The sequence below is a fragment of the Streptomyces sp. AHA2 genome (assembly GCF_036857595.1).
In the GTDB taxonomy this organism is placed as follows: Bacteria; Actinomycetota; Actinomycetes; order Streptomycetales; family Streptomycetaceae; genus Streptomyces.
Window position 1 is genome coordinate 12,837 of the sequence record NZ_JAUQWJ010000009.1, and the last position, 26,225, is coordinate 39,061.

Annotated in this window: 22 protein-coding genes; 4 read left to right on the forward strand and 18 right to left on the reverse strand. The window is 71.5% G+C overall.

What is annotated here, in order from left to right:
- Nucleotides 1-19 precede the first annotated feature (19 nt).
- Both Q5694_RS19475 and Q5694_RS19480 read left to right on the forward strand, forming a co-directional pair.
- Nucleotides 20-865, forward strand: coding sequence for a peptidylprolyl isomerase (locus Q5694_RS19475; protein WP_333934446.1), 846 nt, complete (start codon nt 20-22; stop codon nt 863-865).
- Nucleotides 866-1,001: 136 nt separating this feature from the next.
- Nucleotides 1,002-2,231, forward strand: coding sequence for a DUF349 domain-containing protein (locus Q5694_RS19480; RefSeq protein ID WP_333934447.1), 1,230 nt, complete (start codon nt 1,002-1,004; stop codon nt 2,229-2,231).
- A 90-nt stretch (nt 2,232-2,321) separates the two neighbouring features.
- Here the strand turns inward: Q5694_RS19480 and relA are convergent, their stop codons facing one another.
- The 15 genes from relA to pgsA form a co-directional block, all read right to left on the reverse strand.
- A complete protein-coding gene (gene relA / locus Q5694_RS19485; RefSeq protein WP_333934448.1) occupies nt 2,322-4,838 on the reverse strand; it encodes a GTP pyrophosphokinase in 2,517 nt (838 codons plus the stop codon).
- Nucleotides 4,839-5,032: 194 nt separating this feature from the next.
- Nucleotides 5,033-5,572, reverse strand: coding sequence for an adenine phosphoribosyltransferase (locus Q5694_RS19490; RefSeq protein ID WP_333934449.1), 540 nt, complete (start codon nt 5,570-5,572; stop codon nt 5,033-5,035).
- Nucleotides 5,569-6,678, reverse strand: a complete 1,110-nt coding sequence (gene secF, locus Q5694_RS19495; protein WP_333934450.1) for a protein translocase subunit SecF — start codon at nt 6,676-6,678, stop codon at nt 5,569-5,571. The genes Q5694_RS19490 and secF overlap by 4 nt, the downstream gene beginning before the upstream one ends.
- 1 nt (nt 6,679) lies before the next feature.
- A complete protein-coding gene (gene secD, locus Q5694_RS19500; protein ID WP_333934451.1) occupies nt 6,680-8,431 on the reverse strand; it encodes a protein translocase subunit SecD in 1,752 nt (583 codons plus the stop codon).
- 132 nt (nt 8,432-8,563) lie between these two features.
- Nucleotides 8,564-9,061 carry a preprotein translocase subunit YajC gene (yajC, locus tag Q5694_RS19505; RefSeq protein WP_333934452.1) on the reverse strand — a complete coding sequence of 166 codons (498 nt, stop codon included), beginning with the start codon at nt 9,059-9,061 and terminating at the stop codon, nt 8,564-8,566.
- A gap of 185 nt (nt 9,062-9,246) precedes the next feature.
- A complete protein-coding gene (gene ruvB, locus Q5694_RS19510) occupies nt 9,247-10,317 on the reverse strand; it encodes a Holliday junction branch migration DNA helicase RuvB (protein WP_333934453.1) in 1,071 nt (356 codons plus the stop codon).
- Nucleotides 10,318-10,432: 115 nt separating this feature from the next.
- The gene (gene ruvA, locus Q5694_RS19515; RefSeq protein ID WP_333934454.1) at nt 10,433-11,038 is read right to left on the reverse strand and encodes a Holliday junction branch migration protein RuvA; all 606 of its coding nucleotides are present in this window, start codon (nt 11,036-11,038) and stop codon (nt 10,433-10,435) included.
- Nucleotides 11,035-11,574: a crossover junction endodeoxyribonuclease RuvC gene (ruvC, locus tag Q5694_RS19520; RefSeq protein WP_333934455.1), complete on the reverse strand. Its 540-nt coding sequence runs from the start codon at nt 11,572-11,574 to the stop codon at nt 11,035-11,037. Before ruvC ends, ruvA begins: the two co-directional genes overlap by 4 nt.
- 105 nt (nt 11,575-11,679) lie before the next feature.
- Nucleotides 11,680-12,432 (reverse strand): YebC/PmpR family DNA-binding transcriptional regulator, encoded by a 753-nt coding sequence (locus tag Q5694_RS19525; protein ID WP_031116589.1) that lies wholly within the window; start codon nt 12,430-12,432, stop codon nt 11,680-11,682.
- A gap of 48 nt (nt 12,433-12,480) precedes the next feature.
- Nucleotides 12,481-13,086: a pyridoxal 5'-phosphate synthase glutaminase subunit PdxT gene (gene pdxT, locus Q5694_RS19530; protein WP_333934456.1), complete on the reverse strand. Its 606-nt coding sequence runs from the start codon at nt 13,084-13,086 to the stop codon at nt 12,481-12,483.
- A gap of 4 nt (nt 13,087-13,090) precedes the next feature.
- Complete coding sequence (gene pdxS / locus Q5694_RS19535) at nt 13,091-13,996, reverse strand: pyridoxal 5'-phosphate synthase lyase subunit PdxS (protein ID WP_114250952.1); 906 nt, start codon at nt 13,994-13,996, stop codon at nt 13,091-13,093.
- 159 nt (nt 13,997-14,155) lie between these two features.
- Nucleotides 14,156-14,698: a hypothetical protein gene (locus Q5694_RS19540; protein ID WP_333934458.1), complete on the reverse strand. Its 543-nt coding sequence runs from the start codon at nt 14,696-14,698 to the stop codon at nt 14,156-14,158.
- 359 nt (nt 14,699-15,057) lie between these two features.
- Nucleotides 15,058-16,221 carry a glycosyltransferase family 4 protein gene (locus tag Q5694_RS19545; protein ID WP_333934460.1) on the reverse strand — a complete coding sequence of 388 codons (1,164 nt, stop codon included), beginning with the start codon at nt 16,219-16,221 and terminating at the stop codon, nt 15,058-15,060.
- A complete protein-coding gene (locus tag Q5694_RS19550; RefSeq protein ID WP_333934461.1) occupies nt 16,218-17,126 on the reverse strand; it encodes a phosphatidylinositol mannoside acyltransferase in 909 nt (302 codons plus the stop codon). The genes Q5694_RS19545 and Q5694_RS19550 overlap by 4 nt, the downstream gene beginning before the upstream one ends.
- Nucleotides 17,123-17,911, reverse strand: coding sequence for a phosphatidylinositol phosphate synthase (pgsA, locus tag Q5694_RS19555; protein WP_333934709.1), 789 nt, complete (start codon nt 17,909-17,911; stop codon nt 17,123-17,125). Before pgsA ends, Q5694_RS19550 begins: the two co-directional genes overlap by 4 nt.
- Before the next feature lie 245 nt (nt 17,912-18,156).
- Here pgsA and Q5694_RS19560 point away from each other — a divergent pair, with 245 nt between their 5' ends.
- Nucleotides 18,157-20,355, forward strand: coding sequence for an elongation factor G-like protein EF-G2 (locus tag Q5694_RS19560; protein ID WP_333934463.1), 2,199 nt, complete (start codon nt 18,157-18,159; stop codon nt 20,353-20,355).
- A gap of 170 nt (nt 20,356-20,525) precedes the next feature.
- Nucleotides 20,526-22,193, forward strand: a complete 1,668-nt coding sequence (locus Q5694_RS19565; protein ID WP_333934464.1) for a hypothetical protein — start codon at nt 20,526-20,528, stop codon at nt 22,191-22,193.
- Between the two features lie 122 nt (nt 22,194-22,315).
- On the opposite strand, the gene Q5694_RS19570 is transcribed toward Q5694_RS19565, so the two are convergent.
- From Q5694_RS19570 to Q5694_RS19580, 3 genes are all read right to left on the reverse strand, one after another.
- Entirely contained in the window at nt 22,316-22,876 is a 561-nt protein-coding gene (locus Q5694_RS19570) for an HIT family protein (protein ID WP_333934465.1), read from the reverse strand.
- 64 nt (nt 22,877-22,940) lie between these two features.
- Nucleotides 22,941-24,917 (reverse strand): threonine--tRNA ligase, encoded by a 1,977-nt coding sequence (gene thrS / locus Q5694_RS19575; RefSeq protein WP_333934466.1) that lies wholly within the window; start codon nt 24,915-24,917, stop codon nt 22,941-22,943.
- Between the two features lie 91 nt (nt 24,918-25,008).
- A complete protein-coding gene (locus Q5694_RS19580; protein WP_333934467.1) occupies nt 25,009-26,220 on the reverse strand; it encodes a hypothetical protein in 1,212 nt (403 codons plus the stop codon).
- Nucleotides 26,221-26,225: the final 5 nt, after the last annotated feature.

The window sequence follows — 26,225 nt, forward strand, 5'->3', positions numbered from 1 at the left end:
CCCAGGAGGAGAGAACCCGGTGGTCAGCCAGGAACAGCGGCGGCGTCAGCTCGCCCGGGAGAAGTTCTTGCGGCAGCAGCAGCGACGCACGGACGCGCGACGCAAGACCCGTATCCGCAACTCCGTGATCGCCTCGGTGCTCGGCGTGGTCGTGGTGCTGTCCGTGACGGTCTTCCTGACGAAGCCGTTCGAGGACGACGGCAAGAAGGAGAACGCGGGCGCGGAGGTCACGCCGAGCGCCTCGCCCAGCAAGGCCCCGGACCCCTGCGAGAAGCCTGCCCCGGGCAAGGTCGAGTCGCAGACCTGGAAGAAGGAACCGTCGATGGCCATCGACGAGTCGGCGAAGTACACGATGAAGCTGGACACGACCTGCGGCGAGATCGGCATCGCGCTGAAGGCGTCGGCGGCCCCGCACACGGTCAACTCGTTCAAGTTCCTCGTCGACAAGGGCTACCTGGACCACACCAAGTGCCACCGCCTCACCGACCAGGGCATCTACGTCCTGCAGTGCGGCGACCCGCAGGGCACCGGCATGGGCGGTCCCGGCTACACGATCCCGGACGAGAACCTGAAGGACAAGAGCCTCAAGGGCGGGGTGTACCCGGCGGGCACGGTCGCGATGGCGAACCAGTACAACGCCCAGACCAAGCAGGGCCGCGACAGCGGCGGCAGCCAATTCTTCCTCGTGTACCGGGACAGCCAGCTGCCGCCCGACTACACACCGTTCGGTACGGTGTCCGAAGCCGGCATGAAGGTCCTGCAGAAGATCGCCAAGGCCGGGGCGCAGGCTCCCGACCCCCAGACGGGCAACACCGCGCCCAACGCGACGGTCGTGATCAACAAGGCCACGATCAGCGAGTCTTGACCCTCAACTGCGAAATTTCGGTCGCGCGGGATGCGGACAGGCCCCCCGCCGGTCGCCTATGTTGGCCGTGACGAAACTGTGGACGATGCCCGGGGGTGCCGCAGGCCCCCCGCAGGCATCATGTGGAGGAGGCGCTGTGAGCAGCGACCCGTGGGGCCGCGTCGACGAGACGGGGACCGTGTACGTGCGTACGGCCGACGGCGAGCAGGTGGTCGGTTCCTGGCAGGCAGGCTCCCCCGATGAGGCGCTGGCCTACTTCGAGCGCAAGTACGAGGGCCTGGTTGTCGAGATCGGCCTCCTCGAGAAGCGAGTGAAGACCACCGACCTGTCGGCCAAGGACGCCCAGGCGGCCATCGACCACATCAGGGAGCAGGTCGACGCCCACCACGCGGTGGGTGACCTGGACGCCCTGCGGGTCCGGCTGGACAAGCTCGTGGAGCTGGTGGAGGCGCGTCGCGAGGAGCGCAAGGCGCAGCGGGCCAAACAGTCCGACGAGGCGCGCCACGCCAAGGAGGCGCTGGTCGCCGAGGCGGAGGAGCTGTCGCAGTCGGACCAGTGGCGGGCGGCCGGTGAGCGGCTGCGGGCCCTGGTGGACACCTGGAAGGGCCTGCCGCGGCTGGACCGCAAGTCCGACGACGAGCTGTGGCACCGCTTCTCGCACGCCCGGTCGGCGTTCTCCAAGCGGCGCAAGCAGCACTTCGCGCAACTGGACGCCCAGCGTGAGGAGGCCCGCCGCACCAAGGAGCGGCTGGTCGCCGAGGCCGAGGCGCTGTCGAACTCGACGGACTGGGGCGTCACGGCCGCGCGCTACCGCGAGCTGATGTCCGAGTGGAAGGCGGCGGGCCGAGCGCAGCGGGAGCACGAGGACGACCTGTGGAACCGCTTCCGCGGCGCCCAGGACGTCTTCTTCGCGGCCCGCAGCTCGGTCTTCGCCGAGCGGGACGCCGAGCAGGCGGAGAACCTCAAGCTGAAGGAGGAGCTGGCCGAGGAGGCCGAGAAGCTCCTGCCGATCACCGACCTGAAGGCGGCCCGGGCCGCGTTCCGCAATGTGAACGAGCGCTGGGAGGCCATCGGCCACGTGCCGCGCGACGCCCGGCCCAAGGTGGAGGGCCGCATGCACGCCGTGGAGCGGGCCATCCAGGAGGCCGAGGAGGCCGAGTGGCGCCGGACGAACCCGGAGGCACGCGCACGCGCCGAGGGTCTGACCGGTCAGCTGCAGGCCGCGGTGGACAAGCTGCGGGGCCAGATCGAGCAGGCACGCGCGCAGGGCAACAACGCCAAGGCGGACAAGCTGCAGCGTGAGCTGGACGGCCGCCAGGCGCTGCTGGAGCAGGCCCTGAAGGGCCTGCAGGAGTTCGGGGGCTGATCCCGGGGCTCCCGAGGACGACACGGCGAAGGGGCTCCCCGTACACCGCGTACGGGGAGCCCCTCCGCCGTTCGTCCGGCTACCGGCGGCTCACGTCCTGCTGCGGGCCGACGTCACCCGGTACACGTCGTAGACGCCCTCCACGCCGCGGACCGCCTTCAGCACGTGGCCGAGGTGCTTCGGATCGCCCATCTCGAAGGTGAAGCGGGACGTGGCGACCCGGTCACGGGAGGTCTGGACGGCCGCGGAGAGGATGTTGACGTGCTGGTCGGACAGCACGCGCGTGACGTCCGACAGGAGCCGGGAGCGGTCCAGTGCCTCGACCTGGATGGCGACCAGGAAGACCGAGGACTGCGTGGGCGCCCACTCCACGTCGAGGATGCGCTCGGGCTCGCGGGACAGCGAGTCCACGTTCACGCAGTCGCTGCGGTGCACCGATACGCCGCTGCCGCGCGTGACGAACCCGATGATCGGGTCGCCGGGTACGGGCGTGCAGCAGCGGGCCAGCTTGACCCACACGTCCTGGACGCCCTTGACGACGACGCCGGGGTCGGCGCTGGAGCGGCGCTTGCGGCTGCGTCCGCGGGCCGGCGGGACCGACTCGTCGATCTCCTCGGTGGCCGCCTCCTCGCCGCCGAGGGCCTGCACCAGCTTCTGCACGATGTTCTGCGCGGAGACGTGCCCCTCGCCGATCGCCGCGTACAGCGCGGAGATGTCGGCGTAGCGCATCTCGTGCGCCAGCGTCACCAGGGAGTCGCCGGTCAGGATGCGCTGGATCGGCAGGTTCTGCTTGCGCATGGCGCGGACGATGGCGTCCTTGCCCTGCTCGATCGCCTCGTCGCGGCGCTCCTTGGAGAACCAGGCGCGGATCTTGTTGCGGGCGCGGGGTGACTTGACGAAGCCCAGCCAGTCGCGGGACGGCCCGGCGCCGGGTGCCTTGGAGGTGAAGACCTCCACCAGGTCGCCGTTGTCGAGGGTGGACTCCAGCGGGACCAGGCGGCCGTTGACGCGGGCGCCTATGGTGCGGTGGCCGACCTCGGTGTGCACGGCGTACGCGAAGTCGACGGGGGTGGCGCCGGCGGGGAGCGCGATGACGTCGCCCTTGGGGGTGAAGACGAAGACCTCGTTGCGCGAGAGGTCGAAGCGGAGCGACTCCAGGAACTCGCCGGGGTCCTCGGTCTCCTTCTGCCAGTCCAGCAGCTGCCGCAGCCAGGCCATGTCGTTGAGGTGGTCGTCCTTGCTCTTGCCGGACGACTTGGGCGCGTCGGTGCGCACCTTGGAGGCGCCGGCGACGGCCTCCTGCTTGTACTTCCAGTGCGCGGCGATGCCGTACTCGGCGCGGCGGTGCATGTCGAAGGTGCGGATCTGCAGCTCGACGGGCTTGCCGCCGGGGCCGATGACCGTCGTGTGCAGCGACTGGTACATGTTGAACTTGGGCATCGCGATGTAGTCCTTGAACCGGCCGGGGACCGGGTTCCATCGCGCGTGTACCGTGCCCAGGGCCGCGTAGCAGTCGCGGACGGTGTCCACGAGGACGCGGATGCCCACCAGGTCGTAGATCTCCGCGAAGTCCCGGCCGCGGACGATCATCTTCTGGTAGACGCTGTAGTAGTGCTTGGGGCGGCCGGTGACGGTCGCCTTGATGCGGGCCGCACGCAGGTCCTGCTGGACCTCGTCGGTGACGATGGCCAGGTACTCGTCGCGCTTGGGCGCGCGCTCGGCCACCAGCCGGACGATCTCGTCGTACATCTTGGGGTAGAGGATCGCGAAGGCGAGGTCCTCCAGCTCCCACTTGATGGTGTTCATGCCCAGGCGGTGGGCGAGCGGCGCGTAGATCTCCAGGGTCTCGCGCGCCTTCTTCTCCTGCTTCTCGCGCTTGAGGTAGCGCATGGTGCGCATGTTGTGCAGGCGGTCGGCGAGCTTGATGACCAGGACGCGGGGGTCCTTGGCCATGGCGACGACCATCTTGCGCACGGTCTCGGCCTGGGCGGCCTCGCCGAACTTGACCTTGTCCAGCTTCGTGACGCCGTCGACGAGCAGGGTGACGACGTCGCCGAAGTCGCGGCGCAGGTCCTCCAGGCCGTACTCGGTGTCCTCGACGGTGTCGTGCAGGAGGCCCGCCATCAGCGTGGCCGGATCCATGCCCAGCTCGGCGAGGATGGTGGTGACGGCGAGGGGGTGCGTGATGTAGGGGTCGCCGCTCTTGCGCTTCTGGCCGCGGTGCCAGCGCTCGGCGACCTGGTAGGCGCGCTCGATCTGGCGCAGCGTGGCGGTCTCGATCTTGGGGTCGTTGCTGCGCACTATCCGCAGCAGCGGCTCCAGCACCGGGTTGTACGGGTTCGCGCGCTGCACGCCGAGCCTGGCCAGGCGGGCGCGGACGCGGTTGGAGGAGCCGCTGCGGGCCGACTGGCCCGAGGCCTGCCGCACCGGCGGGGCGGGCTTGGGGCGGGCCTGCTCGGCGGGCTTGTCGACCGGTGCCGACTGGGCGTGCTCGACCGGCCCGCGGGTGTCGTTCTTCGCGTGGGGCGTGGTCGGCGCGGGCTTCGCCGCGGCCGCCGAGGCGGACTCGGGCTTGGCGGCGGTCAGGTGCTGGGCCTCGTCTGGCAAGAGGACTCCTCGTGCGCGATCCGGGTCCCCCGGTCAGGCTCCGGAGACCCCATGGTAGCGATCCTGGGCTTCTGGATCGCCTTCAGGCCGATGTGAGAGCCGTCTACCCCCAAACACCGAAGGCGGACCACGGATTCCTCCGGGGTCCGCCTTCGCGGTGCGGTGTCTGTGCGCGCCGGGGCGTCCGGCGGCCGTCAGACCGTGAGCAGTGCCTCCAGCGGGGCGCCCTCCAGCGCGGGCTCCAGGCGGGCGCGGCCGCTGAGGAAACCGAGCTCCATCAGGACGGCGAGGCCCGCCACCTCGGCGCCGGCCCTGCGGATGAGCTGGATCGAGGCCTCGGCGGTGCCGCCGGTGGCGAGGACGTCGTCGACGATCAGGACACGGTCGCCGGCGGCCAGGTCCTCGGCGTGGACCTCGATCTGCGCCGAGCCGTACTCCAGGTCGTAGGCCTGGGAGAGGGTGGCTCCGGGGAGCTTGCCCGCCTTGCGCACCGGGATGAAGCCGAGGCCGGCGCGGACGGCGACCGGGGCGCCCAGGATGAACCCGCGGGCCTCCAGGCCGACGACCTTGGTGGCGCCGGTGCGCTCGGCGATCTCCGACAGGGCGTCGGTGAGCGCGGTGAACGCCGCCGGGTCCGCCAGCAGCGGGGTGATGTCCTTGAACATCACGCCCGGCTCCGGGTAGTCGGCCACGTCCCGGATGCGGCTGAGCAGCAGCTCCTGGATGTCGGTCACCGGCGCTTCCCCGAGGGGCGGCCACGTCCGCGGGTGCGGGACGCGGGCTGGTTGCGGGGGCCGACGACGGCGGGCGCGGCGTCCTCCGGCTCATCCGCGTACGCCTCGTCGTGGACCTCGCCCTCGCCCTTGGCGGCGGACTGGGCCCGCTTGGCCAGGACGCGCTTCCTCAGGGCCTTCATCGCCGGCTCGCGCTCCTTGAGGTCGGCGACGAGCGGCGTGGCGATGAAGATCGAGGAGTACGCACCGGCCGCGAGACCGACGAAGAGCGACAGGGAGATGTCGTTCAGCATGCCGGCGCCGAGGACACCGCCGCCGATGAACAGCAGGCCCGCCACCGGCAGCAGCGCGACCACCGTGGTGTTGACGGAGCGGACCAGGGTGCTGTTGATCGACCGGTTGGCGATGTCGCTGTAGGTCCAGCGGGTCTGTTTGGTGATGTCCTTGGTCTGTTCCTTCAGGCTGTCGAACACCACGACCGTGTCGTAGAGCGAGTAGCCGAGGATGGTCAGCAGACCGATCACCGTGCCCGGTGTGACCTCGAAGCCGACGAGGGCGTAGATGCCGACCGTGATGGTGATGTCGTGGATCAGTGCGACGAACGCGGCGACGGCCATGCGCCACTCGAAGGCGATCGCGAGGTAGATCACCACGAGCACCATGAAGATGCCGAGGCCCTGCCAGGCCTTGTTGGCGATCTGGTCACCCCAGCTTGGCCCGACCAGTTCGGCGTTGATCTGCTCCGCGTCGACCTTCAGGTCGTCGGACAGCTGCTCCTTGATCTTGTCGGCGGCGCCGGTGTCGATGCCGGCGACCTGGATGCGCAGGCTGCCGTCGCCCAGCTTCTGGACGATCGCGTCGTGACCGGAGGCCTCTTCGGCGTAGCCCTCCGCCTGGGACACCGAGACGCTGGTGTTCTTCGGGGTGGTGAAGACGGCGCCGCCCTGGAACTCGATGCCCATGTGCAGGCCGCGGACCGCCAGGCCGACGATGGCCGTGATGGTGATCAGGATCGACAGGCCGTACCAGATCTTGCGGTTCTTGACGAAGTCGTAGCCGATCTCGCCACGGTGCAGTCGAGCGCCGAGGTTGCCGAGTTTCGACATCTCAGGCCTCCTTGGTGTCGACGGGGACGGCGGGGCGGCGGGTGCGGCGCAGCGGCGGTTGCGCACCCAGGCTCTTCGGGTCGAGGCCGGACCACTTGTGGCCGTTCGCGAAGAACGGGCGGCGGGCCATGAGGGTCAGCAGTGGCTTGGTGAAGAGGAACACCACGACCACGTCGAGCAGGGTGGTCAGACCGAGCGTGAACGCGAAGCCCTGGACCTTTCCGACGGTGACGATGAACAGCACCGCGGCGGCCAGGAACGACACGAAGTCGGAGACCAGGATGGTGCGCCGGGCGCGCGGCCAGGCCCGCTCGACGGCGGGGCGCAGCGAGCGGCCCTCACGGATCTCGTCGCGGACGCGTTCGAAGTAGACGATGAACGAGTCCGCCGTGATGCCGATGGCGACGATGGCACCGCAGACGGCCGGCAGGTTCAGCGCGAAGCCGATGGTCGGGCCGAGCAGCGACATGATCGTGTAGGTCAGCGCGGCGGAGACCAGCAGCGACAGGATCGCGATGAACGACAGGCCGCGGTAGTAGACCAGCAGGTAGACCACGACCAGCGCGAGGCCGATCGCGCCGGCGATGAGACCGGCCTCCAGCTGCTCGCCGCCGAGCGCCGCGGTCACGGTGGTGACGCTGTCCTCCTCGAAGGACAGCGGCAGGGCGCCGTACGACAGCATGTTGGCGAGGCTCTTGGCCTCCTCCTGGGTGAAGCTGCCGGAGATCTGCGCGTTGCCGCCGCTGATGGCGGTCTGGACGAACGGGTGGGAGACGACCTCGTCGTCCAGGACGATCGCGAACTCGTTCTGCGGAGTGGTCTGCTGGGCCAGCTTGGCGGTGGTCTCGGCGAACTTCTTGGTGCCCGCGGAGTTGAAGGTCATGTCGACCTGCCAGCCGCCGGCGCCCTGGGTGTTGAGGCTCGCCTGGGCCTTCTTGATCTCGGTGCCGTCGACGTCGACCGGGCCCAGCAGGAACTTGCTCCAGACGGTGCCGTCCTGCCCGCAGGCGACGGTGGGCTGGTCGTTCTTGGCGGCCTTGCCCGCGGTCGCGCGCTGCTTCGGGTCGGAGCAGTCGAGGGCGGCGTACTGCTTCTCCAGCTCGCCGGACGCGGCGCCGGCGGTGCCGGACGGCGACGGACTGCCGGAGGCCTTGGGGCTGCCGCTCGCGGACGGTGTGGCGTCGGCCTTCAGCGCGTCGGTGACGGCACGGCCCTGGGAGGTGGCGGAGGCCGACGGGCTCGGGGAGCCGGAGGTCGCGGACTCCTTGGGCTTGCCGGACCCGGACGGGCTCGGGGAGGCGCTGCCGCCGGAGGTCGCGCTCGGGGTGGGCTCGGCCTCACCGGGGGCGGCCTCGCGCTGCAGGACCGGGCGGAAGTAGAGCTTTGCGGTGGTGCCGACCTGATCCCGGGCTTCCTTGGAGTTGGTGCCCTTGGGGATGTTGACGATGATGTTCCTGTTGCCCTGGGTCTGCACCTCGGACTCCGAGACGCCCAGACCATTGACACGGCGCTCCATGATCTCGACCGCGGTGTCCATGTTGGTCTTGTTGATGGCGTTTTCCTGGCCGGGCTCGGCGACGGCGCGGAGCGTGATGCTCGTGCCGCCGGCCAGGTCGATGCCGAGACGCGGTTTCGTGTGTCCCGAGGCGAACATTCCACCGGTGAGCGCCGCGATGGCGATCAGGATCAGGGCCAGCGAGCGCCCCGGCTTGCTCTGGGCGCTCGCGCTCCGGCCCTTTTTAGGTGTGGCCACCTTCTCGTACTCCCTCTCGGGCCGCCCCGGTCCACATCGGCGGGCGGGCGGCCATGACAATGTGTCGGGATTCCGTGCGAGCCGGTCGTGTGCCGGGGTGCGCGGGCCGGGCCCGCGCACCCCGGGACACGACTACTTCGCGTCGGAGTCGCCGTCGGTCTTCTTCGGCTCTGCGTCCGCCTTCGCCTCGCCGGCCGGGGTCTCGCCGGCCGTGTCGTCGGCCGCGTCCTTCTTGCCGAGGTCGACGGCCTTGTCGTCAGCGGGGGCGTCGGCGGCGGAGTCGTCGGTACCGGTGAGGGAGGAGGCGTCGTCCGGCACGATGTCGGTGTCGGACTTCAGGTCGTGCTCGATGCCGTGGACGATGCGGTTGTACTCGTCGTCGGTCAGGACGGCACCGATGGCGTTCTTGGCGAAGAGGAGCTCGACGCCGGGACCGGCGTCGACGAGGACGGTGTCCTCGTTGACCTCCTTGACCGTGGCGTACATGCCCCCGATGGTGCGGACGCCGCTGCCGGGCTGCATTTGGTTCCGCATCTCCACGGCCTGCTGCTGCTTCTTCTTGGCCGATCGGGTCATCAGGAACATGGCCCCGATGAGCACGATGAACGGGAGGAGGGTCAGGAGACTCACGGGTCGGTACTTCCTTCACACGACCGCGCTGTGAGCGGCCAGATGGTTGGGGGTGTGTACGCCGCCGACAAAGGCGGCATCGGCGGAGTCTAAGCGAGTCCGCGCGCATGGAACAACGCTCAGCATGGCACCGGGGTTCCTGCTCCGGCCACTGTCCCGGCCGTGCCGCCGCGGCGGCGGCGCCGTCACGCCCCGAACAGGTCCTGTTGTCCGTTTCCGGCGGTCTGGGAGCGCGGCGGGGTGAGGCCGAGGTGCGCCCATGCGGCAGGGGTGGCGACCCGGCCGCGGGGGGTGCGGGCCAGCAGTCCCTCCCGCACGAGGAAGGGTTCGGCGACCTCTTCCACGGTCTCACGTTCCTCCCCCACCGCGACAGCGAGCGTGGACAGGCCGACGGGGCCGCCGCCGAACAGCTTGAGCAGGGCCTCCAGCACGGCCCGGTCCAGCCGGTCCAGGCCGCGCGCGTCCACCTCGTAGACCGCGAGCGCGGCGGCCGCGATGTCGCGGGTGATCAGGCCGTCGGCCTTGACCTGCGCGTAGTCCCGGACGCGGCGCAGCAGGCGGTTGGCGATGCGGGGCGTGCCGCGGGAGCGGCCGGCGATCTCGGCGGCGCCGTCCGGCTCGATCTCGACCTCCAGGAGGTCGGCCGAGCGGTGGACGACCCGCTCCAGTTCGGCCGGTTCGTAGAACTCCATGTGCGCGGTGAAGCCGAAGCGGTCGCGCAGCGGGGGCGGCAGCAGACCGGCGCGGGTGGTGGCGCCGACCAGGGTGAAGGGGGGCAGTTCGAGGGGGATGGCCGTGGCACCGGGGCCCTTGCCGACGATGACGTCGACGCGGAAGTCCTCCATGGCCATGTACAGCATCTCCTCGGCGGGCCGCGACATGCGGTGGATCTCGTCGAGGAAGAGGACCTCGCCCTCCTGCAGGGAGGACAGGATCGCGGCGAGGTCGCCGGCGTGCTGGATGGCGGGGCCGGAGGTGATGCGGATGGGGGCGCCCATCTCCGCCGCGATGATCATGGACAGGGTGGTCTTGCCGAGGCCGGGGGCGCCGGAGAGCAGGACGTGGTCGGCGGTGGCGCCGCGGGCACGGGCCGCGCGCAGGACGAGGTCGAGCTGCTCGCGGACCCTCTCCTGGCCGATGAACTCGTCCAGGTCCTTGGGGCGCAGGGCGGCCTCGACGGCCTGGTCCTCACGGTCGGCGGACGCACCCACGAGCCGCTCGGCGGCGTCGGCGTCGGTCGTGTCGTCCCAGTTCATGGAGTGTGCCTCGGAATCTCGGTACGGAGGTTGCGGCGGTGCGGAGCGACGCAGGTGCGGCGGTGCGGAGCGGCACGGGTCCAGCGCTGCGCGGCGGCGGCCGTGCGGGCCGAGGTCACCGGGCGCGGTTCAGCGTCTGCAGGGCGGCCTTGAGCAGCTGGCCCACCTGGGGAGTGCGTTCGGCGGCCTCGGCCTGCGGGGCCACGGCGGACACGGCCTCGTCGGCCTCCCGGGTCGCGTACCCGAGCCCGATCAGGGCGGCGTGCAGCTGGTCGCGCCAGCCGGAGGTGACCGGTGCGCCGACCGCGGGGGCGCCGACGGGCGCGCCGAGCCGGTCCTTCAGTTCCAGCAGCAGCTTCTGAGCACCCTTCTTGCCGATGCCCGGGACGGCAGTGAGGGCCTTCTCGTCGGCGGTGGACACGGCCCGGCGCAGGGCGTCGGGGGTGTGCACGGCGAGCATGGCCTGGGCGAGCCGCGGCCCGACGCCGCTCGCGGTCTGGAGCAGCTCGAAGACCTGCCGCTCGTCGTCGTCCGCGAAGCCGTACAGGGTGAGGGAGTCCTCGCGCACGACCAGGGAGGTGTGGAGCTTGGCGGGCTGGCCCAGGCGCAGCGTGGACAGGGTGTTCGGCGTGCACTGCACGGCCATGCCGACGCCGCCGACCTCGACGACCGCGGCGTCCGGGGCGAGTGCGGCCACTGTGCCGCTGACGAAGGCGATCATGCCGTACGGCCTTTCGGTGCTCGGGCGGAGTGCAGGGCGACGGCCTGCTGGAGTCGGTTCTGCGCGGGGGCGCGCCAGATGTGGCAGATGGCCAGCGCGAGGGCGTCGGCCGCGTCGGCGGGCCTGGGAGGTGCGTCGAGTCTCAGCAGGCGGGTGACCATGGCGCCCACCTGGGCCTTGTCGGCGCGGCCGCTGCCGGTGACGGCGGCCTTGACCTCGCTGGGGGTGTGCAGTGCGACGGGGATGCCGCGGCGGGCGGCGCACAGCATGGCGACGGCGCTGGCCTGGGCGGTGCCCATCACCGTGCGTACGTTGTGCTGGCTGAAGACGCGCTCCACGGCGACGAACTCGGGCCGGTGCTCGTCCAGCCACCGCTCGATGCCCTGCTCGACGGCGACCAGGCGGTGACCGAGCTCGGCATCGGCGGGCGTGCGCACGACCCCGACGCCGACCATGGTGAGCGGCCGTCCGGCCACGCCCTCGACCACGCCGACCCCGCACCGGGTCAGTCCCGGGTCCACCCCCAGTACGCGCACGCGCCCTCCCTTTCGCTCACCAGTTTGTGCAGGCTATCGGGTGCCACCGACAACGCGACGGGCCGACGGGGTGTGTCCCGTCGGCCCGTCGCTCTCGTGCGCGTGTCAGGCGTCGACCTTCTCCATGACCTCGTCGCTGACGTCGAAGTTGGCGAAGACGTTCTGCACGTCGTCGCTGTCCTCCAGCGCGTCGATCAGCTTGAAGATCTTCTTGGCGCCCTCCTCGTCCAGCTCGACCTGCATGGTCGGGACGAAGTTGGCGTCGGCGGAGTCGTAGTCGATGCCCGCGTCCTGGAGGGCGGTGCGGACCGCGACCAGGTCGGTGGCCTCGCTGATGACCTCGAAGGTCTCGCCGAGGTCGTTGACCTCCTCGGCGCCGGCGTCCAGGACGGCGCCGAGGACGTCGTCCTCGGTCAGCTCGCCCTTGGGGACGATCACGACGCCCTTGCGGTTGAACAGGTAGGACACCGAGCCCGGGTCGGCCATGGAGCCGCCGTTGCGGGTCATGGCGACGCGGACCTCGGAGGCGGCGCGGTTGCGGTTGTCGGTCAGGCACTCGATGAGCACCGCGACGCCGTTCGGGCCGTAGCCCTCGTACATGATCGTCTCGTAGTCGGCGCCGCCGGCCTCCAGGCCCGCGCCGCGCTTGACCGCGGAGTCGATGTTCTTGTTGGGGACCGACGACTTCTTGGCCTTCTGGATGGCGTCGTAGAGCGTCGGGTTGCCCTCGGGGTCGGCGCCGCCCATACGAGCCGCGACCTCGATGTTCTTGATCAGCTTCGCGAAGAGCTTGCCGCGCTTGGCATCGATGACGGCCTTCTTGTGCTTCGTCGTGGCCCATTTAGAGTGGCCGGACATCTGCCTGTCTCCTTCGCGTAACCCATCTCAGCAACGAACGCAGGAATCCTACAAGGACTCGGCTGTCCGGTTCGCGCGCACCATGTCGACGAACAGGGCGTGCACCCGGTGGTCGCCGGTCAGTTCCGGGTGGAACGAGGTGGCCAGCGCGTTGCCCTGGCGCACGGCGACGATGTGGCCGTCGTGCTCGGCGAGCACCTCGGCCCGGGCGCCGACGGACTCGACCCAGGGGGCGCGGATGAAGACGCCCTCCACCGGCTCCCCCTCGACACCGGCGATGTCGACGGCCGCCTCGAAGGACTCGTTCTGCCGGCCGAAGGCGTTGCGGCGCACGATCATGTCGATGCCGCCGACGGTCTCCTGGCCGGAGCGCGGGTCGAGGATCTTGTCCGCGAGCATGATCATGCCGGCGCAGGTGCCGTACACGGGCATGCCGGCGCGCACGCGCGCGCGGAGGGGCTCCATCACGCCGAACAGCCCCGCGAGCTTCGAGATGGTCGTGGACTCACCGCCGGGGATGACCAGGCCGTCCACCTCGGCGAGTTCCTCGGAGCGCCGCACCGGCCTGGCCACGGCGTCGGCCGCGGCCAGGGCGACGAGGTGCTCCCGTACGTCGCCCTGGAGGGCCAGGACGCCTATGACAGGAGTGCTCATGGGACTACCAGCCGCGGTTGGCGTAGCGCTCGGTCTCGGGGAGGGTGTCGCAGTTGATGCCGACCATGGCCTCGCCGAGGTTGCGGGACGCGTCCGCGATGATCTTCGGGTCGTCGTAGAAGGTGGTCGCCTTGACGATGGCGGCGGCGCGCTTGGCCGGGTCGCCGGACTTGAAGATGCCCGAGCCGACGAAGACGCCCTCGGCGCCGAGCTGGCGCATCAGGGCCGCGTCGGCCGGGGTGGCGACGCCGCCGGCCGAGAAGAGGACCACGGGGAGCTTGCCCAGCTCGGCGACCTCCTTGACCAGCTCGTACGGGGCGCGCAGCTCCTTGGCCGCGGCGTACAGCTCGTGGTTGTCGAAGCCGCGCAGCTTGGCGATCTCGTTCTTGATCTGGCGCAGGTGGCGTACGGCCTCGACGACGTTGCCGGTGCCGGCCTCGCCCTTGGAGCGGATCATCGCGGCGCCCTCCGCGATGCGGCGCAGGGCCTCGCCCAGGTTGGTGGCACCGCAGACGAACGGGGTGGTGAAGGCCCACTTGTCGGAGTGGTTGACCTCGTCGGCCGGGGTGAGGACCTCGGACTCGTCGATGTAGTCGACGCCGAGGGACTGCAGCACCTGGGCCTCGACGAAGTGGCCGATGCGGGACTTGGCCATGACCGGGATGGAGACGGCCTCGATGATGCCCTCGATCATGTCCGGGTCGGACATGCGGGCCACGCCGCCGTCCTTGCGGATGTCGGCCGGGACCCGCTCCAGGGCCATGACGGCGACCGCGCCCGCGTCCTCGGCGATCTTCGCCTGCTCCGGGGTGACGACGTCCATGATGACGCCGCCCTTGAGCTGCTCGGCCATGCCGCGCTTCACACGGGCGGTGCCGGTCTCGGGAGCCTGGTTTTCGGAGATGGACACGGGTGACCTCGCTGAGGGGAAAGGGGGTTTCTGCAGCACCGAGGAAACGTGAGGGAAGCAGGCCACAGCAAGGGCCAATGGGAACGCCGTGGATCCTTTTCGGCGGAGCGGCGGGGAACGGGCGGTGAACGAGGCGGGCGGCGCCTTCCGGGGCCGGGACTAGGCGGCCCGGCCGACCAGGGCCGCCGGGGGCTCGTCGTCCATCTCGAAGGCCATGGGGAACGGGGCGTGTCCGGCCAGCCGGAACCAGCGCACCTTGCGGTGCCGGCGCAGGGCCCGGGCGGCGCGTACGGCGTCGTTGTGGAAGCGGCGGGCCATCGGCACCCTGCGCACCGCCTCGGTGAGCTCGCGGGCCGCCTCCTCTCCCCCGGGTGCCTCGCGGACGGCCTCCACCTGTGCGGGCTCCTCGAACACGGCGCGCAGTGCCTGGGTCAGCTCGCTCTCGGCGACCTCCCGCTGGTCCTCCTCGGCCTGCCGGGCGGCGTGCGCGGCCTCGTACAGGACGATCGAGGCGGCCGGGTCGAGCACCCCGGAGGTGGCCAGTTCCTGGGCGACGGAGGCGCGGCGCAGCAGCTGTGCGTCGAGTGCGGCGCGGGCGGCGTCGATCCGCGCGTGCAGCCGGTCCAGCCGCCCGGCCGTCCAGCTGAGGTAGAGGCCGATCACCACGAGGGCGACGAGGGTCCAGATGAGGGTTGCGGTCACGGGCCAAGAGGCTACCGGGGCGCTCCGCTCGGCCGGCCGGGTGTCTTGCCGGGGGGGCGATCCGGCCCGGCCCTCCTGCGAGAGGCCGCCCCGGACCCCCGCTGCGGGCCTGAACGGCCTCGTCCTCGAACGCCGGACGGGCTGGGGTGCGCGCCGCGCGGTCGCGCGCCCGGCCGGCGGCCGGGCCGGGTGGGCGGGGGACCGCGCCCACCGCCGCCCCGTCCGCGACCGCCCGCAGGGGCCGCGTGCCGCGTGCCCTGAACCCGCTTCCAGGGCTGCACGGGCTCGGTATGTCCCGGGGGCGGCGCCCCGCGCCGCCGCGTCCGGGCTCGCGCACGGGTCGGCGCAGGCGGGGGGCGTCAGTCCCGGGCCAGGCCCAGCCGCCCCCACAGCCCGGTCGTCCGTTCGTCCTCGGCCACCGCCGCCGCGCCCGCCGTGACCGTCTCGTAGACCGACATGATGTCCGCGCCCACCGTCGACCAGTCGAAGCGCCGTACGTGGGCGCTGCCCCGCTCGCGGAGTTCCGCGCGCCGCCTGGGGTCGTCCAGGAGCCGGACGGCCGCGTCGGCCAGGGCGTCGGCGTCCTCGTTGGGGAACAGCTCGCCCGCCGCTCCCCGGTCGAGGACCTGCGCGAAGGCGTCCAGGTCCGAGGCGAGGACGGGAGCACCGGCCGACATGGCCTCGACCAGGATGATGCCGAAGCTCTCGCCGCCCGTGTTGGGCGCGACGTACAGGTCGACGCTGCGCAGGAAGCGGGCCTTGTCCTCGTCGCTGACCATGCCGAGGAACTCCACGCGGGAACGCAGTTCGACGGGCAGGGACTCCACGGCCTCCTTCTCGTCGCCGCGGCCGGCCACCAGCAGGCGGGTCCGCGGACGCGCGGCGAGGATCTTCGGCAGGGCCTTCATGAGCACCGGCAGGCCCTTGCGGGGCTCGTCGATGCGCCCTATGAAGCCGATCGTGCCGTCCTGCCACTCGGCCTTGGGCTCGGCCTGTGCGAAGAAGTCGACGTCGACGCCGTTGGGGATGACCACCGCGTCCCCGCCGAGGTGCTCCACCAGCGTGCGGCGGGCGTACTCGCTGACCGCGATCCGCGCGCTGATCTTCTCCAGCGCGGCCTGGAGGATCGAGTACGCGGCGATCATGGCGCGGGAGCGCGGGTTCGACGTGTGGAAGGTCGCGACGATCGGGCCCTGGGCGGCCCAGCAGGCCAGCAGGCCCAGGGACGGCGAGGTCGGCTCGTGGATGTGGATGACGTCGAACGAACCGTCGTGCAGCCACCGGCGCACCCGGGCTGCACTGAGGAACCCGAAGTTCAGCCGGGCCACCGAGCCGTTGTACGGCACGGGCACCGCGCGTCCGGCCGAGACGACGTAGGGCGGCAGCGGGGTGTCGTCGTCGGCGGGGGCCAGGACGGACACCTGGTGGCCGAGGCGGATGAAGTACTCGGCGAGGTCGCGGATGTGGAACTGGACGCCGCCCGGCACGTCCCAGGAGTAGGGGCAGACGATGCCGATCCTCACGGGCGCCCCTTGGCGGGGTCGAGATCCGCGAGCCACAACCGCTGCAGCATGTGCCAGTCCTCCGGGTGATCGGCGATGCCGGTGGCGAAGGCGTCGGCCAGCGCCTGTGTCATGACAGACGTCTTCTCGGCGCGCGTGCCTGACTCGGGCACCTCGACGGGCGGGTGGACCCGGCCGCGCATCACGGGCGAGTCCTCGTACCAGAGGGTGACGGGCAGCAGCAGGGCGCCCGTCTGCTGGGCGAGCAGGGCCGGTCCGGCCGGCATCCGGGCGGTGTCGCCGAAGAAGTCCACCTCCACACCGGAGGCGGACAGGTCCCGGTCGGCGACCAGGCAGACCAGGCCGCCGTCGCGCAGCCGCCGGGCCAGGGTGCCGAAGGCGCTGCCGCCGCTGTGCGGCAGGACTTCCATGCCGAGGCCCTCGCGGTAGGCGACGAACCGGTCGTAGAGCGTCTCGGGCTTCAGGCGCTCGGCGACCGTGGTGAAGGGGATGCCGAGCCGCGTGGTGACCCAGGCGCCGGCGAGGTCCCAGTTGGCCAGGTGCGGCAGGGCGAGGATCACGCCCCTGCCCGCGTCCATGCCCTCGGTCAGGTAGTGCAGGTCCTTGACGTCGACGCCTGCCCTGATGCGCTGCTCGCTCCAGGCGGGGAGGCGGAAGGACTCCATCCAGTAGCGCAGGTAGGAGCGCATGCCGGCGCGCGAGAGTTCGGCCAGGCGCTCGGGACCCGCCCCGGGGACCACGCGCGCGTAGTTGCTCTCCAGGCGCTGCACGCCCTTGCCGCGCTGCTTCCAGGCGGCGTCGGCGATGGTGCGCCCGAGCCGTACGGCGGCCGGTTCGGGGAGCTTCTTGACCGTGCTCCAGCCCAGCCCGTACAGCGCGTCCGTCAGCCGGTCCTGTGCGCTCACGTGGCCGCCTCGCTCCCGTGGGAGGCGTTGTGCTGCCCGCTCTCATTGTCCTGCGCGGCACTGTCCTGCGCGGCACCGCCCTGGGCGGCGGCCGACGCCTGCTCGGCCTCGGCGGACTCGCGGCGGACGGTGACGACCCGCTGGATCAGCGTGACGAGGCTGCCCACGGCGACGATCCACAGGGCGATCGGCAGCAGGTACTGGATGCCGGGGACACCGAAGGCGTGCAGGCCCGCCAATCCGGCCGCGACCAGCGAGATCACCAGCCGCTCGGCACGCTCCACCAGCCCGTTGACGGCCACCGGCAGCCCGATCGACTCGCCCCGGGCCTTGGTGTACGACACCACCTGGCCGCTGGCCAGGCAGAAGATCGACACCGCACAGAGCACGAGGTCGTCGCCGCCGCCCGCGTACCAGAGGATGAAACCGCCGAAGATCGCGCCGTCGGCGACCCGGTCGAGCGTGGAGTCGAGGAAGGCGCCCCAGCGGCTGGAGCGGCCCAGCTGGCGGGCCATGTTCCCGTCGACGAGGTCGGAGAACACGAACAGCGTGATCACGACCGTGCCCCAGAAGAACTCGCCCATGGGGTAGAAGACCAGCGCGCCCGCGACCACACCGGCGGTGCCGATGAGCGTGACGGTGTCGGGGCTGACGCCCCGACGGATCAGAAACGCGGCGAACGGTGTGAGGACACGCGTGAAGAATGCACGCGCGTACTTGTTCAGCATGGCCTTCCCGAGGGTCGGTGTCGCCGTCTGGCCCCTGCTGGCCACCGGCTGGCCCATCGTAGCCACGCGCGCGTGCGGGTGAGGTGGGGGCACCCGGACCCCTTTCGGAGGAACCCGGGGGGCACCGCCGGGCGGCGCGGTGACGTCGTTCGTATGGACGCGCCGTGACGACGGTGGGAAGGTCGAATGACCGCGGGCGTCGCCGGAGCCGCACCGCTGGGGGTACCCCCGGACGGAGTGTGGGGGGAGGATTCCGCGTGTCCGCGCCCACAGGGACCTCACCGTGTACGGGAGGCAGGATCATGGGCGACAAGGCACAGACACACCCTGGGGCCGCCGGCAGGGCACAGGCGGCCGACCACCCCAAGTCCGTACGGAACGTGGTGCTGGTCGGCCACTCCGGATCGGGCAAGACCACCTTGGTGGAGGCCCTCGCCCTCACGGCGGGGGCGGTGAACCGGGCGGGCCGTGTGGAGGACGGCGGCACCGTCTCCGACTACGACGAGATCGAGCACCGGCAGCAGCGTTCGGTGCAGCTCTCCCTGGTGCCCGTCGCGTGGGACGGCATCAAGGTCAATCTCCTCGACACTCCCGGATACGCCGACTTCGTCGGTGAGCTCAGGGCCGGTCTGCGCGCGGCGGACGCGGCCCTCTTCGTCGTGTCGGCCTCGGACGGCGTGGACGGGGCGACACGCATGGTGTGGGAGGAGTGCGCGGCGGTGGGCATGCCCCGGGCCATCGTCGTCACGCACCTGGAGGCGGCGCGGGCCGACTTCGAGGAGATGACGCGCATCTGCGCGGAGGCCTTCGGCGCGGACGACCCGGACGCGGTCCTGCCGCTGTACCTGCCGCTGCACGGCCCGCAGGCCCCCGACGGGCACGCCCCCGTGACGGGGCTGATCGGGCTGCTGTCGCAGAAGCTGTTCGACTACTCCACCGGCGAGCGCAAGGAGTCCGAGCCGGGCCCCGAGCAGCTGCCGCTGATCGAGGAGGCCCGCAACCGGCTCATCGAGGGGATCATCTCCGAGAGCGAGGACGAGACCCTGATGGACCGCTACCTCGGCGGCGAACCCGTCGGGGTCGAGACGCTGATCGACGACCTGGAGCGGGCCGTGGCGCGCGGGTCGTTCTTCCCCGTCCTGGCCGCCGCCCCCGCGGCCGAGGGCGCCCGGCAGGGGCTCGGCACGGTGGAACTGCTGGAGCTGATCACCGGCGGTTTCCCGACCCCGCTGGAGCACGAGACGGTGCGGGTGACGACCGTCGACGGCGAGCCGCGCGAACTCAAGCCGTGCGACCCGGACGCCCCGCTGGTCGCGGAGGTCGTCAAGACGTCCTCCGACCCGTACGTGGGCCGGTTGTCGCTGATCCGCGTGTTCTCCGGCACCCTGCGCGCCGACCAGACGGTCCACGTCTCCGGGCACGGCCTGGCCGACCGGGGGCACGAGGACCACGACGTCGACGAGCGGATCGGCGCCCTGTCCACGCCGTTCGGCAAGCAGCAGCGCCCGGTCTCCCACGTGATCGCCGGCGATCTGGCGTGCGTGGCCAAGCTGAGCCGCGCCGAGACCGGCGACACCCTGTCCGGCAAGGACGACCCGCTGCTGATGGAGCCGTGGCAGATGCCCGACCCGCTGCTGCCGCTGGCCATCCGGGCGCACAGCAAACCGGACGAGGACAAGCTGTCGCAGGGCCTGGCCCGGCTCGTCGCCGAGGACCCGACGATGCGGCTGGAGCAGAACCAGGACACCCACCAGGTGGTCCTGTGGTGCCTGGGCGAGGCGCACGCGGACGTCGCCCTGGAGCGGCTGCGCAGCCGCTACGGCGTCCAGGTCGACGTCGTGCCGCACCGGGTGTCCCTGCGCGAGACCTTCGCGCACAAGTCGGCCGGGCGCGGGCGGCACGTCAAACAGTCCGGCGGGCACGGGCAGTTCGCGATCTGCGAGATCGAGGTCGAGCCGCTGCCGGGCGGTTCCGGGATCGAGTTCGTGGACAAGGTCGTCGGCGGCGCGGTGCCGCGGCAGTTCATCCCGTCGGTGGAGAAGGGCGTGCGCGCCCAGGCCGCCAGGGGGGTCGCCGCCGGTCATCCGCTCATCGACGTGCGCGTGACGCTGCTGGACGGCAAGGCGCACTCGGTGGACTCCTCCGACGCCGCGTTCCAGACGGCCGGGGCGCTGGCGCTGCGGGAGGCGGCCGCCGCCGCGAGGATCCATCTGCTGGAGCCGCTGGCCGAGGTGTCGGTGCTGATCGGCGACGACTTCGTGGGCGCCGTGATGAGCGACCTGTCGGGGCGGCGCGGCCGGGTGCTCGGCACCGAGCAGACACCCGGTGGGCGCACCCTGATCCGGGCCGAGGTGCCCGAGATCGAGATCGGCCGGTACGCGATCGACCTCCGGTCGATGACGCACGGCACGGCCCGCTTCAGCCGCCGCTACGTGCGGCACGAACCGATGCCGGCCCAGGTGGCGGAACGGGTGCGCGAAGAGGCGCGCGCGGCATCCTAGTCGGCGCCGGGCGCCTCCGACTGGCCCGGTGAGGGCTCCACTCCGCTTCGGCGGGCGGCTTGACGGCCGTCCGCCGACGCGCGCCGGTCCGGACGGATACGCTGATGACCTGATCAACAGGTGTGCGCAGAGCGGAAGTCGGGAAGGCCGCAGATGCGGATGCGGCGGCGATGGGGGCGGCAGTGACGGACGGATTCGACTTCGGTCCCGGGGCCCAGGTGCCCCTGGCGGGTGCGAGCGGCCAGACGGCGGCGACGTACGCGCTGGCCGCGGCGGCCTACCGGGACGACGAGGTCACCAAGATCCTGGCCGCCGACAACGAGTGGCACCAGTCGAAGGTGACGCCACCGCGGTCGTGGGCGAAGATCTTCCGGCCCCGGCTCGGTGAGGCCTTCTCCCGTGCGGTGATCGACCGGATGCTGGGCGCCGGGCGCAAGCCGGTCATCCAGTCCTTCGGCATCGAGCCGCAGGTCGTCGTCGAGCACTGCCTGGCGGCGCACCGCATCCGCCGCGACCGGGACAACATGCTCTCGGTGATCACGGTGCTGTGCGGGTTGCTCTTCCTGCCCGGCTTCCTCGTGTGGCTGCTGGTCTTCACGCTGCGCACCACCATGGCCAAGCGTGAGGACAAGCGTGCGGGCGCCCTCGCCACGACCATGCTGGTCGGCATCGGCGCGCTGGCCGTGCTGTTCCTGCTGAAGATGCCCTTCAGCGGGTTCTGGGGCTGGTACGCGCGCGCCTGCGTCCTGATGCCCGTGGTCGGCTGGTTCTGGGCCAAGCACGTCTGCGAGCGCACGGCACGGGACCTGCGGGACCGCTGGTCCAGCCTGCTCTCGGGCGGCGGGGTCGGCGCCAAGATCCCCGAGGCGGTCCCCGGCAACCCGGGCGACGCGGCCGAGCAGGTCCGCAAGGAGCTGGCCCGCCTGGCCGCCGAGCAGCGCTCGAACTCGGTCTTCTACGCGGGCCCCAAGGGCATACTCGGCATGGGCACGCGCTGGGGCAGCTGGCAGCTGGCCGAGGAGCTGGTGTCGGCCGAGCCGGGCAAGGAGTTCCACCCCTTCCGCAGCTGGGACGTGATCGTGGCGATCCAGGGCGGTCTGGCCATGCTGGAGCGCACGTCGATCAACACCGGCGGCTTCCCCAAGCCGTCCATCACGCACTGGATCGTCACGCCGATCGGCGAGAAGGCCACGGAGGTGTCCCGGCCGAGCGGGACGGACGTCGACGCCTACACGGTCCGCACGCACGCCGTGCAGGACATCTGCAACAAGCAGCAGTTCGGCAGCGGCGACCGGCACTACCTGGGCGTGCAGTGGACGCTGTGGGACGGCCACCTGGTGATCACGATGCTGATCACGGTGACGGTGCTGCACGACACCCTGCGCATCGAGGTCACCGGGCATGCGCTGGGGCCGGTCAACCCGCTGTTCAACGAGAAGCCCGCGGCCAGGGAGAAGACGGTCCAGAAGTCCTTCCGTTTCTGGGAGACCCGCACGGTCAAACTCCCCCTGGTCGACGCCGACGAGGTGGTACGGCTGGCCGCACGCGCCCCGCTGACCTGGTACCCGCCGCTGCTGAACTGGCTGGGCGGCAGCCTCACCCTGCCGGAGCCGTTCGGCCTGCGGCACGCCTGGGCCGACCAGCCCTGGCGGCACCGGTTCATGGCGGACGACGCGTTGCGGGCGGCCACGCCGGTGCTGCGGGTGGTGCACGCCGCGGCGCTGAAGGTGCTGCGCGAGAACGGGGTGAACGTGGAGAAGTTCGGTGCGCGGTCGGCGGCGCTCAGCGGGGCCGTGCAGGAGGCTTCGCCGAAGAAGGCGGACGTGTACGACGCGTAGGCGATCGTCGCCCGGGCGGGTGGGGGCCGGTGTTCCCGGGGGCTGCGCCCGCGGCCCCCGTCGGCCTGGGCGGTCTCGTCCTCACGCGCCGGACGGGCCGGCCTCGACCGGCCGCGCGGGCATCAGCTCGCCGGCCACGCCTCGGCCAGCATCTTCCTCGTGTCGGCCAGGAGCTGCGGCAGGACCCGCGTGTGGCCCACCACCGGCATGAAGTTCGTGTCCCCGCCCCACCGCGGCACGATGTGCTGGTGCAGGTGCGCCGCGATGCCCGCGCCGGCGACCGAGCCCTGGTTCATGCCGATGTTGAAGCCGTGCGCGCCGGAGGCGGTGCGCAGGGCCGTCATCGCCTGCTTGGTGAGTTCGCCCAGCTCGGCGGTCTCCGCGGCGGTGAGGTCGGTGTAGTCGGCGACGTGCCGGTAGGGCACGGTCATCAGGTGCCCTCCGTTGTACGGGTACAGGTTGAGCACCGCGTAGACCTGCCGGCCGCGGCGGACCACGAGCCCGTCCTCGTCGGACTTGGCCGGGATCGAGCAGAAGGGGCAGCCGTCGCCGGCGCCCGGGCCGGTCGGCTTGTTCTCCCCCTGGATGTAGGCCATCCGGTGGGGGGTCCACAAACGCTGGAACGCGTCCTGCGTCCCGACTCCCAGCTGCTGCTCCGGCTCACTCGTCATGCAGTGCAGCATATGGCGTCGAGCTGGGGGGACGGCAAAGGCCCCCGGGAGATCCCGGGGGCCTCGCGCCGTGCGATCAGACCTGCGTCCGGTCCTCGACGATCTTCGCGATCTTCGCGATGGCCTCGTCGAAGGGGATGCCGTTCTCCTGCGAGCCGTCGCGGTAGCGGAAGGAGACCGAGCCGTTCGACATGTCCTCGTCGCCCGCGATGACCATGAAGGGCACCTTCTGCTTCTGGGCGTTGCGGATCTTCTTCTGCATGCGGTCGGAGGAGGAGTCGACCTCGACGCGCAGGCCCTTGCGGCGGGCCGCGGCGGCGAACTTCTCCAGGTACTCCACGTGCGCGTCGCCGATCGGGATGCCGACCGCCTGGACGGGGGCGAGCCACGCCGGGAAGGCGCCCGCGTAGTGCTCCAGCAGGACCGCGAAGAAGCGCTCGATGGAGCCGAACAGCGCGCGGTGGATCATGACCGGGCGGGTCTTGGTGCCGTCCGCGGCGGTGTACTCCAGGTCGAAGCGCTCGGGCAGGTTGAAGTCGAGCTGGATGGTCGACATCTGCCAGGTCCGGCCGATGGCGTCCTTGGCCTGGACGGAGATCTTCGGGCCGTAGAAGGCGGCGCCGCCCGGGTCGGGGACGAGCGGGAGGCCTTGCTTCTCGGCGACCTGGCGCAGCGTCTCGGTCGCCTCCTCCCAGGCCTCGTCGGAGCCCACGAACTTCTCCGGGTCCTTGGTGGACAGCTCCAGGTAGAAGTCGGTCAGCCCGTAGTCGCGCAGCAGGTTCAGCACGAAGGTGAGCGTCTTGTCCAGCTCCTCGGACATCTGCTCACGGGTGCAGTAGATGTGGGCGTCGTCCTGGGTGAAGCCGCGGGCCCGGGTCAGGCCGTGCACGACGCCCGACTTCTCGTACCGGTACACGGTCCCGAACTCGAAGAGGCGCAGCGGCAGTTCGCGGTAGGAGCGGCCGCGCGCGTCGAAGATCAGGTTGTGCATCGGGCAGTTCATGGGCTTGAGGTAGTAGTCCACGCCCTCGTCGAGCTGCATGGGCGGGTACATGCCGTCGGCGTACCAGTCCAGGTGGCCCGAGGTCTCGAAGAGCTTCCCCTTCGTCGCGTGCGGGGTGTAGACGAACTCGTAGCCCTCCTCCTCGTGGCGGCGGCGCGAGTAGTCCTCCATGACCCGGCGGATGATGCCGCCCTTGGGGTGGAAGACGGCGAGGCCGGAGCCGATCTGCTCGGGGATGGAGAACAGGTCCAGCTCGTTGCCCAGCTTGCGGTGGTCGCGCTTCTCGGCCTCGGCGAGGAACTCCAGGTGTGCCTTCAGCTCGTCCTTGGTCGGCCAGGCGGTGCCGTAGATGCGCTGCAGCATCGGGTTCTTCTCGCTGCCGCGCCAGTAGGCGGCCGCGTTGCGCATCAGCTTGAACGCCGGGATGTTGCGGGTGGTGGGCAGGTGGGGACCGCGGCACAGGTCCTTCCAGCACAGCTCGCCGGTCTTGGCGTCCAGGTTGTCGTAGATCGTCAGCTCACCGGCGCCGACCTCGACGTCCGCGCCGTCGTCGGACGAGGCGGAGCCCTTGAGGCCGATCAGCTCCAGCTTGTACGGCTCGCCGGCCAGTTCCTCACGGGCGGCCTCGTCGGTGACCACGCGGCGCGAGAAGCGCTGGCCACGCTTCTGGATCTCCTGCATCTTCTTCTCGATGGCCTTGAGATCCTCGGGCGTGAACGGCTTGTCGACGTCGAAGTCGTAGTAGAAGCCGTCCTTGACGGGCGGGCCGATGCCCAGCTTGGCCTCGGGGAACAGCTCCTGCACGGCCTGCGCCATCACGTGCGCGGTCGAGTGGCGCAGGATGTTCAGGCCGTCCTCGGAGGAGATCTCGACGCCCTCGACCTCGTCACCGTCGGACAGGGCGTACGACAGGTCCTTGAGCTCGCCGGCGACGCGCGCGGCGATGATCGAACGCTCGCCGGCGAAGAGCTCGGCGGCCGTAGTGCCCGTCGTCACCACGCGTTCTTCCCGCTCGGAATCGCGCTGGATGATCACACGGACGTCTGACACCGGTCTCTCCTGACTGAAGGGGGCTGCGGCGCCATACCGGAGCGCGCGCACGAGTAAGGATCGTACCGACCCGGGGCCGTCCCCCGCGAAATCAGTTTCCGCGGTCCCCTCCCCCGGCCTCCTCGAAACAGCAGGCCGTGACCCCGCCGTCCTCGCTGAGCGACTTCATCAGCCGGTCCTGCTCGGCCTCGTCGAGCGGCACCGGGACGACCCCGTGGGCACCGGTGAGGCGGCGGAACCCGCCCCGGCTCTCCAGCCGCCCCTGCACCCGCACGGGCAGTCCGGCGAGGTGCGCGTGCCCGGCGGTGCGGTACTCCTCCTCCTCCAGCGCGACCCGGACGTGCGGCACGTCGGCCCCGGCCAGCACGCGCAGCCGTACGGTGCCCGCACCCCGCGGCCCCGTCCTGCGCATGCGTGTGACCATCCCGGTGATCCGCACGGGCGGGGACGGTTCCTCGCGCCGATAGCGGGCGCTCGCCTCGCGCAGGACGGGGAGGTCGCCGGGCGAGAACTCGACCGGTTCGGCCCGGGGCGCGCAGCCCTCGGGGACCCCGGCCGCGGGCGCCCAGGCGACGGCGATGCGGGCGCCCTCGGTGCCGTGGACCAGGGCGACCAGGGCCTCGGTCAGCTCGTGGCACACGCCCGCCTCGACGGCGCCGTCGAAGGCGTCCGTGCCGCCGGTGGCCCGCTGGTAGTCGACGGCCTCACGGGCGGCGTGCAGGGCCTGGTGGAGGCGTACGGCCAAGGGGCGGCCGCCGTCGACGGGGACGAAGGCGGTGAGCCGGCCGCCGTTCGCCGAGCCCACGAGGACGTGGCTCAGGGAGGCGACGGCGGGGCGCCGGTGACGGGCCCCGTGGTAGCCGGCCCGGGCGCGGTCGGCGAGGGCGGCCGCGAGCAGGGTCCGGCGCGCGGCGGCGCGCAGCCGCTCCTCGACGCTCCAGGACGCGGCCCCGGCGGGCCCGGCGGGGACGTCCTGCCACCAGCGGACCTCGTCGCTGGGCACGGCGAGGGAGACGAGGACCTCGCGCGCGGAGGGCGAATCGCTGCGGGCCAGGGCGAGCAGGGCCTCGCCGAGCAGGTCGTCGCTGTCGGGGAAGGCGCGGCTCTCGGGCACGAGCAGGCTGGTGCCCCGGGCGCCGGGGCCGGGCGGGGTCCAGCGGCCGTAGCGGCCGGGGGCGCCGCCGCGGCGCTGCCAGCCGTGCCGGCGCAATAGGGCGGCGAACACGGCCGGGTCGACGTCACCGGGCTCGGGGGCGGGGCGGCCGGGGGCGTTGACGTGGGGGTGGGGGCGCACGGGCCTCATGGGCT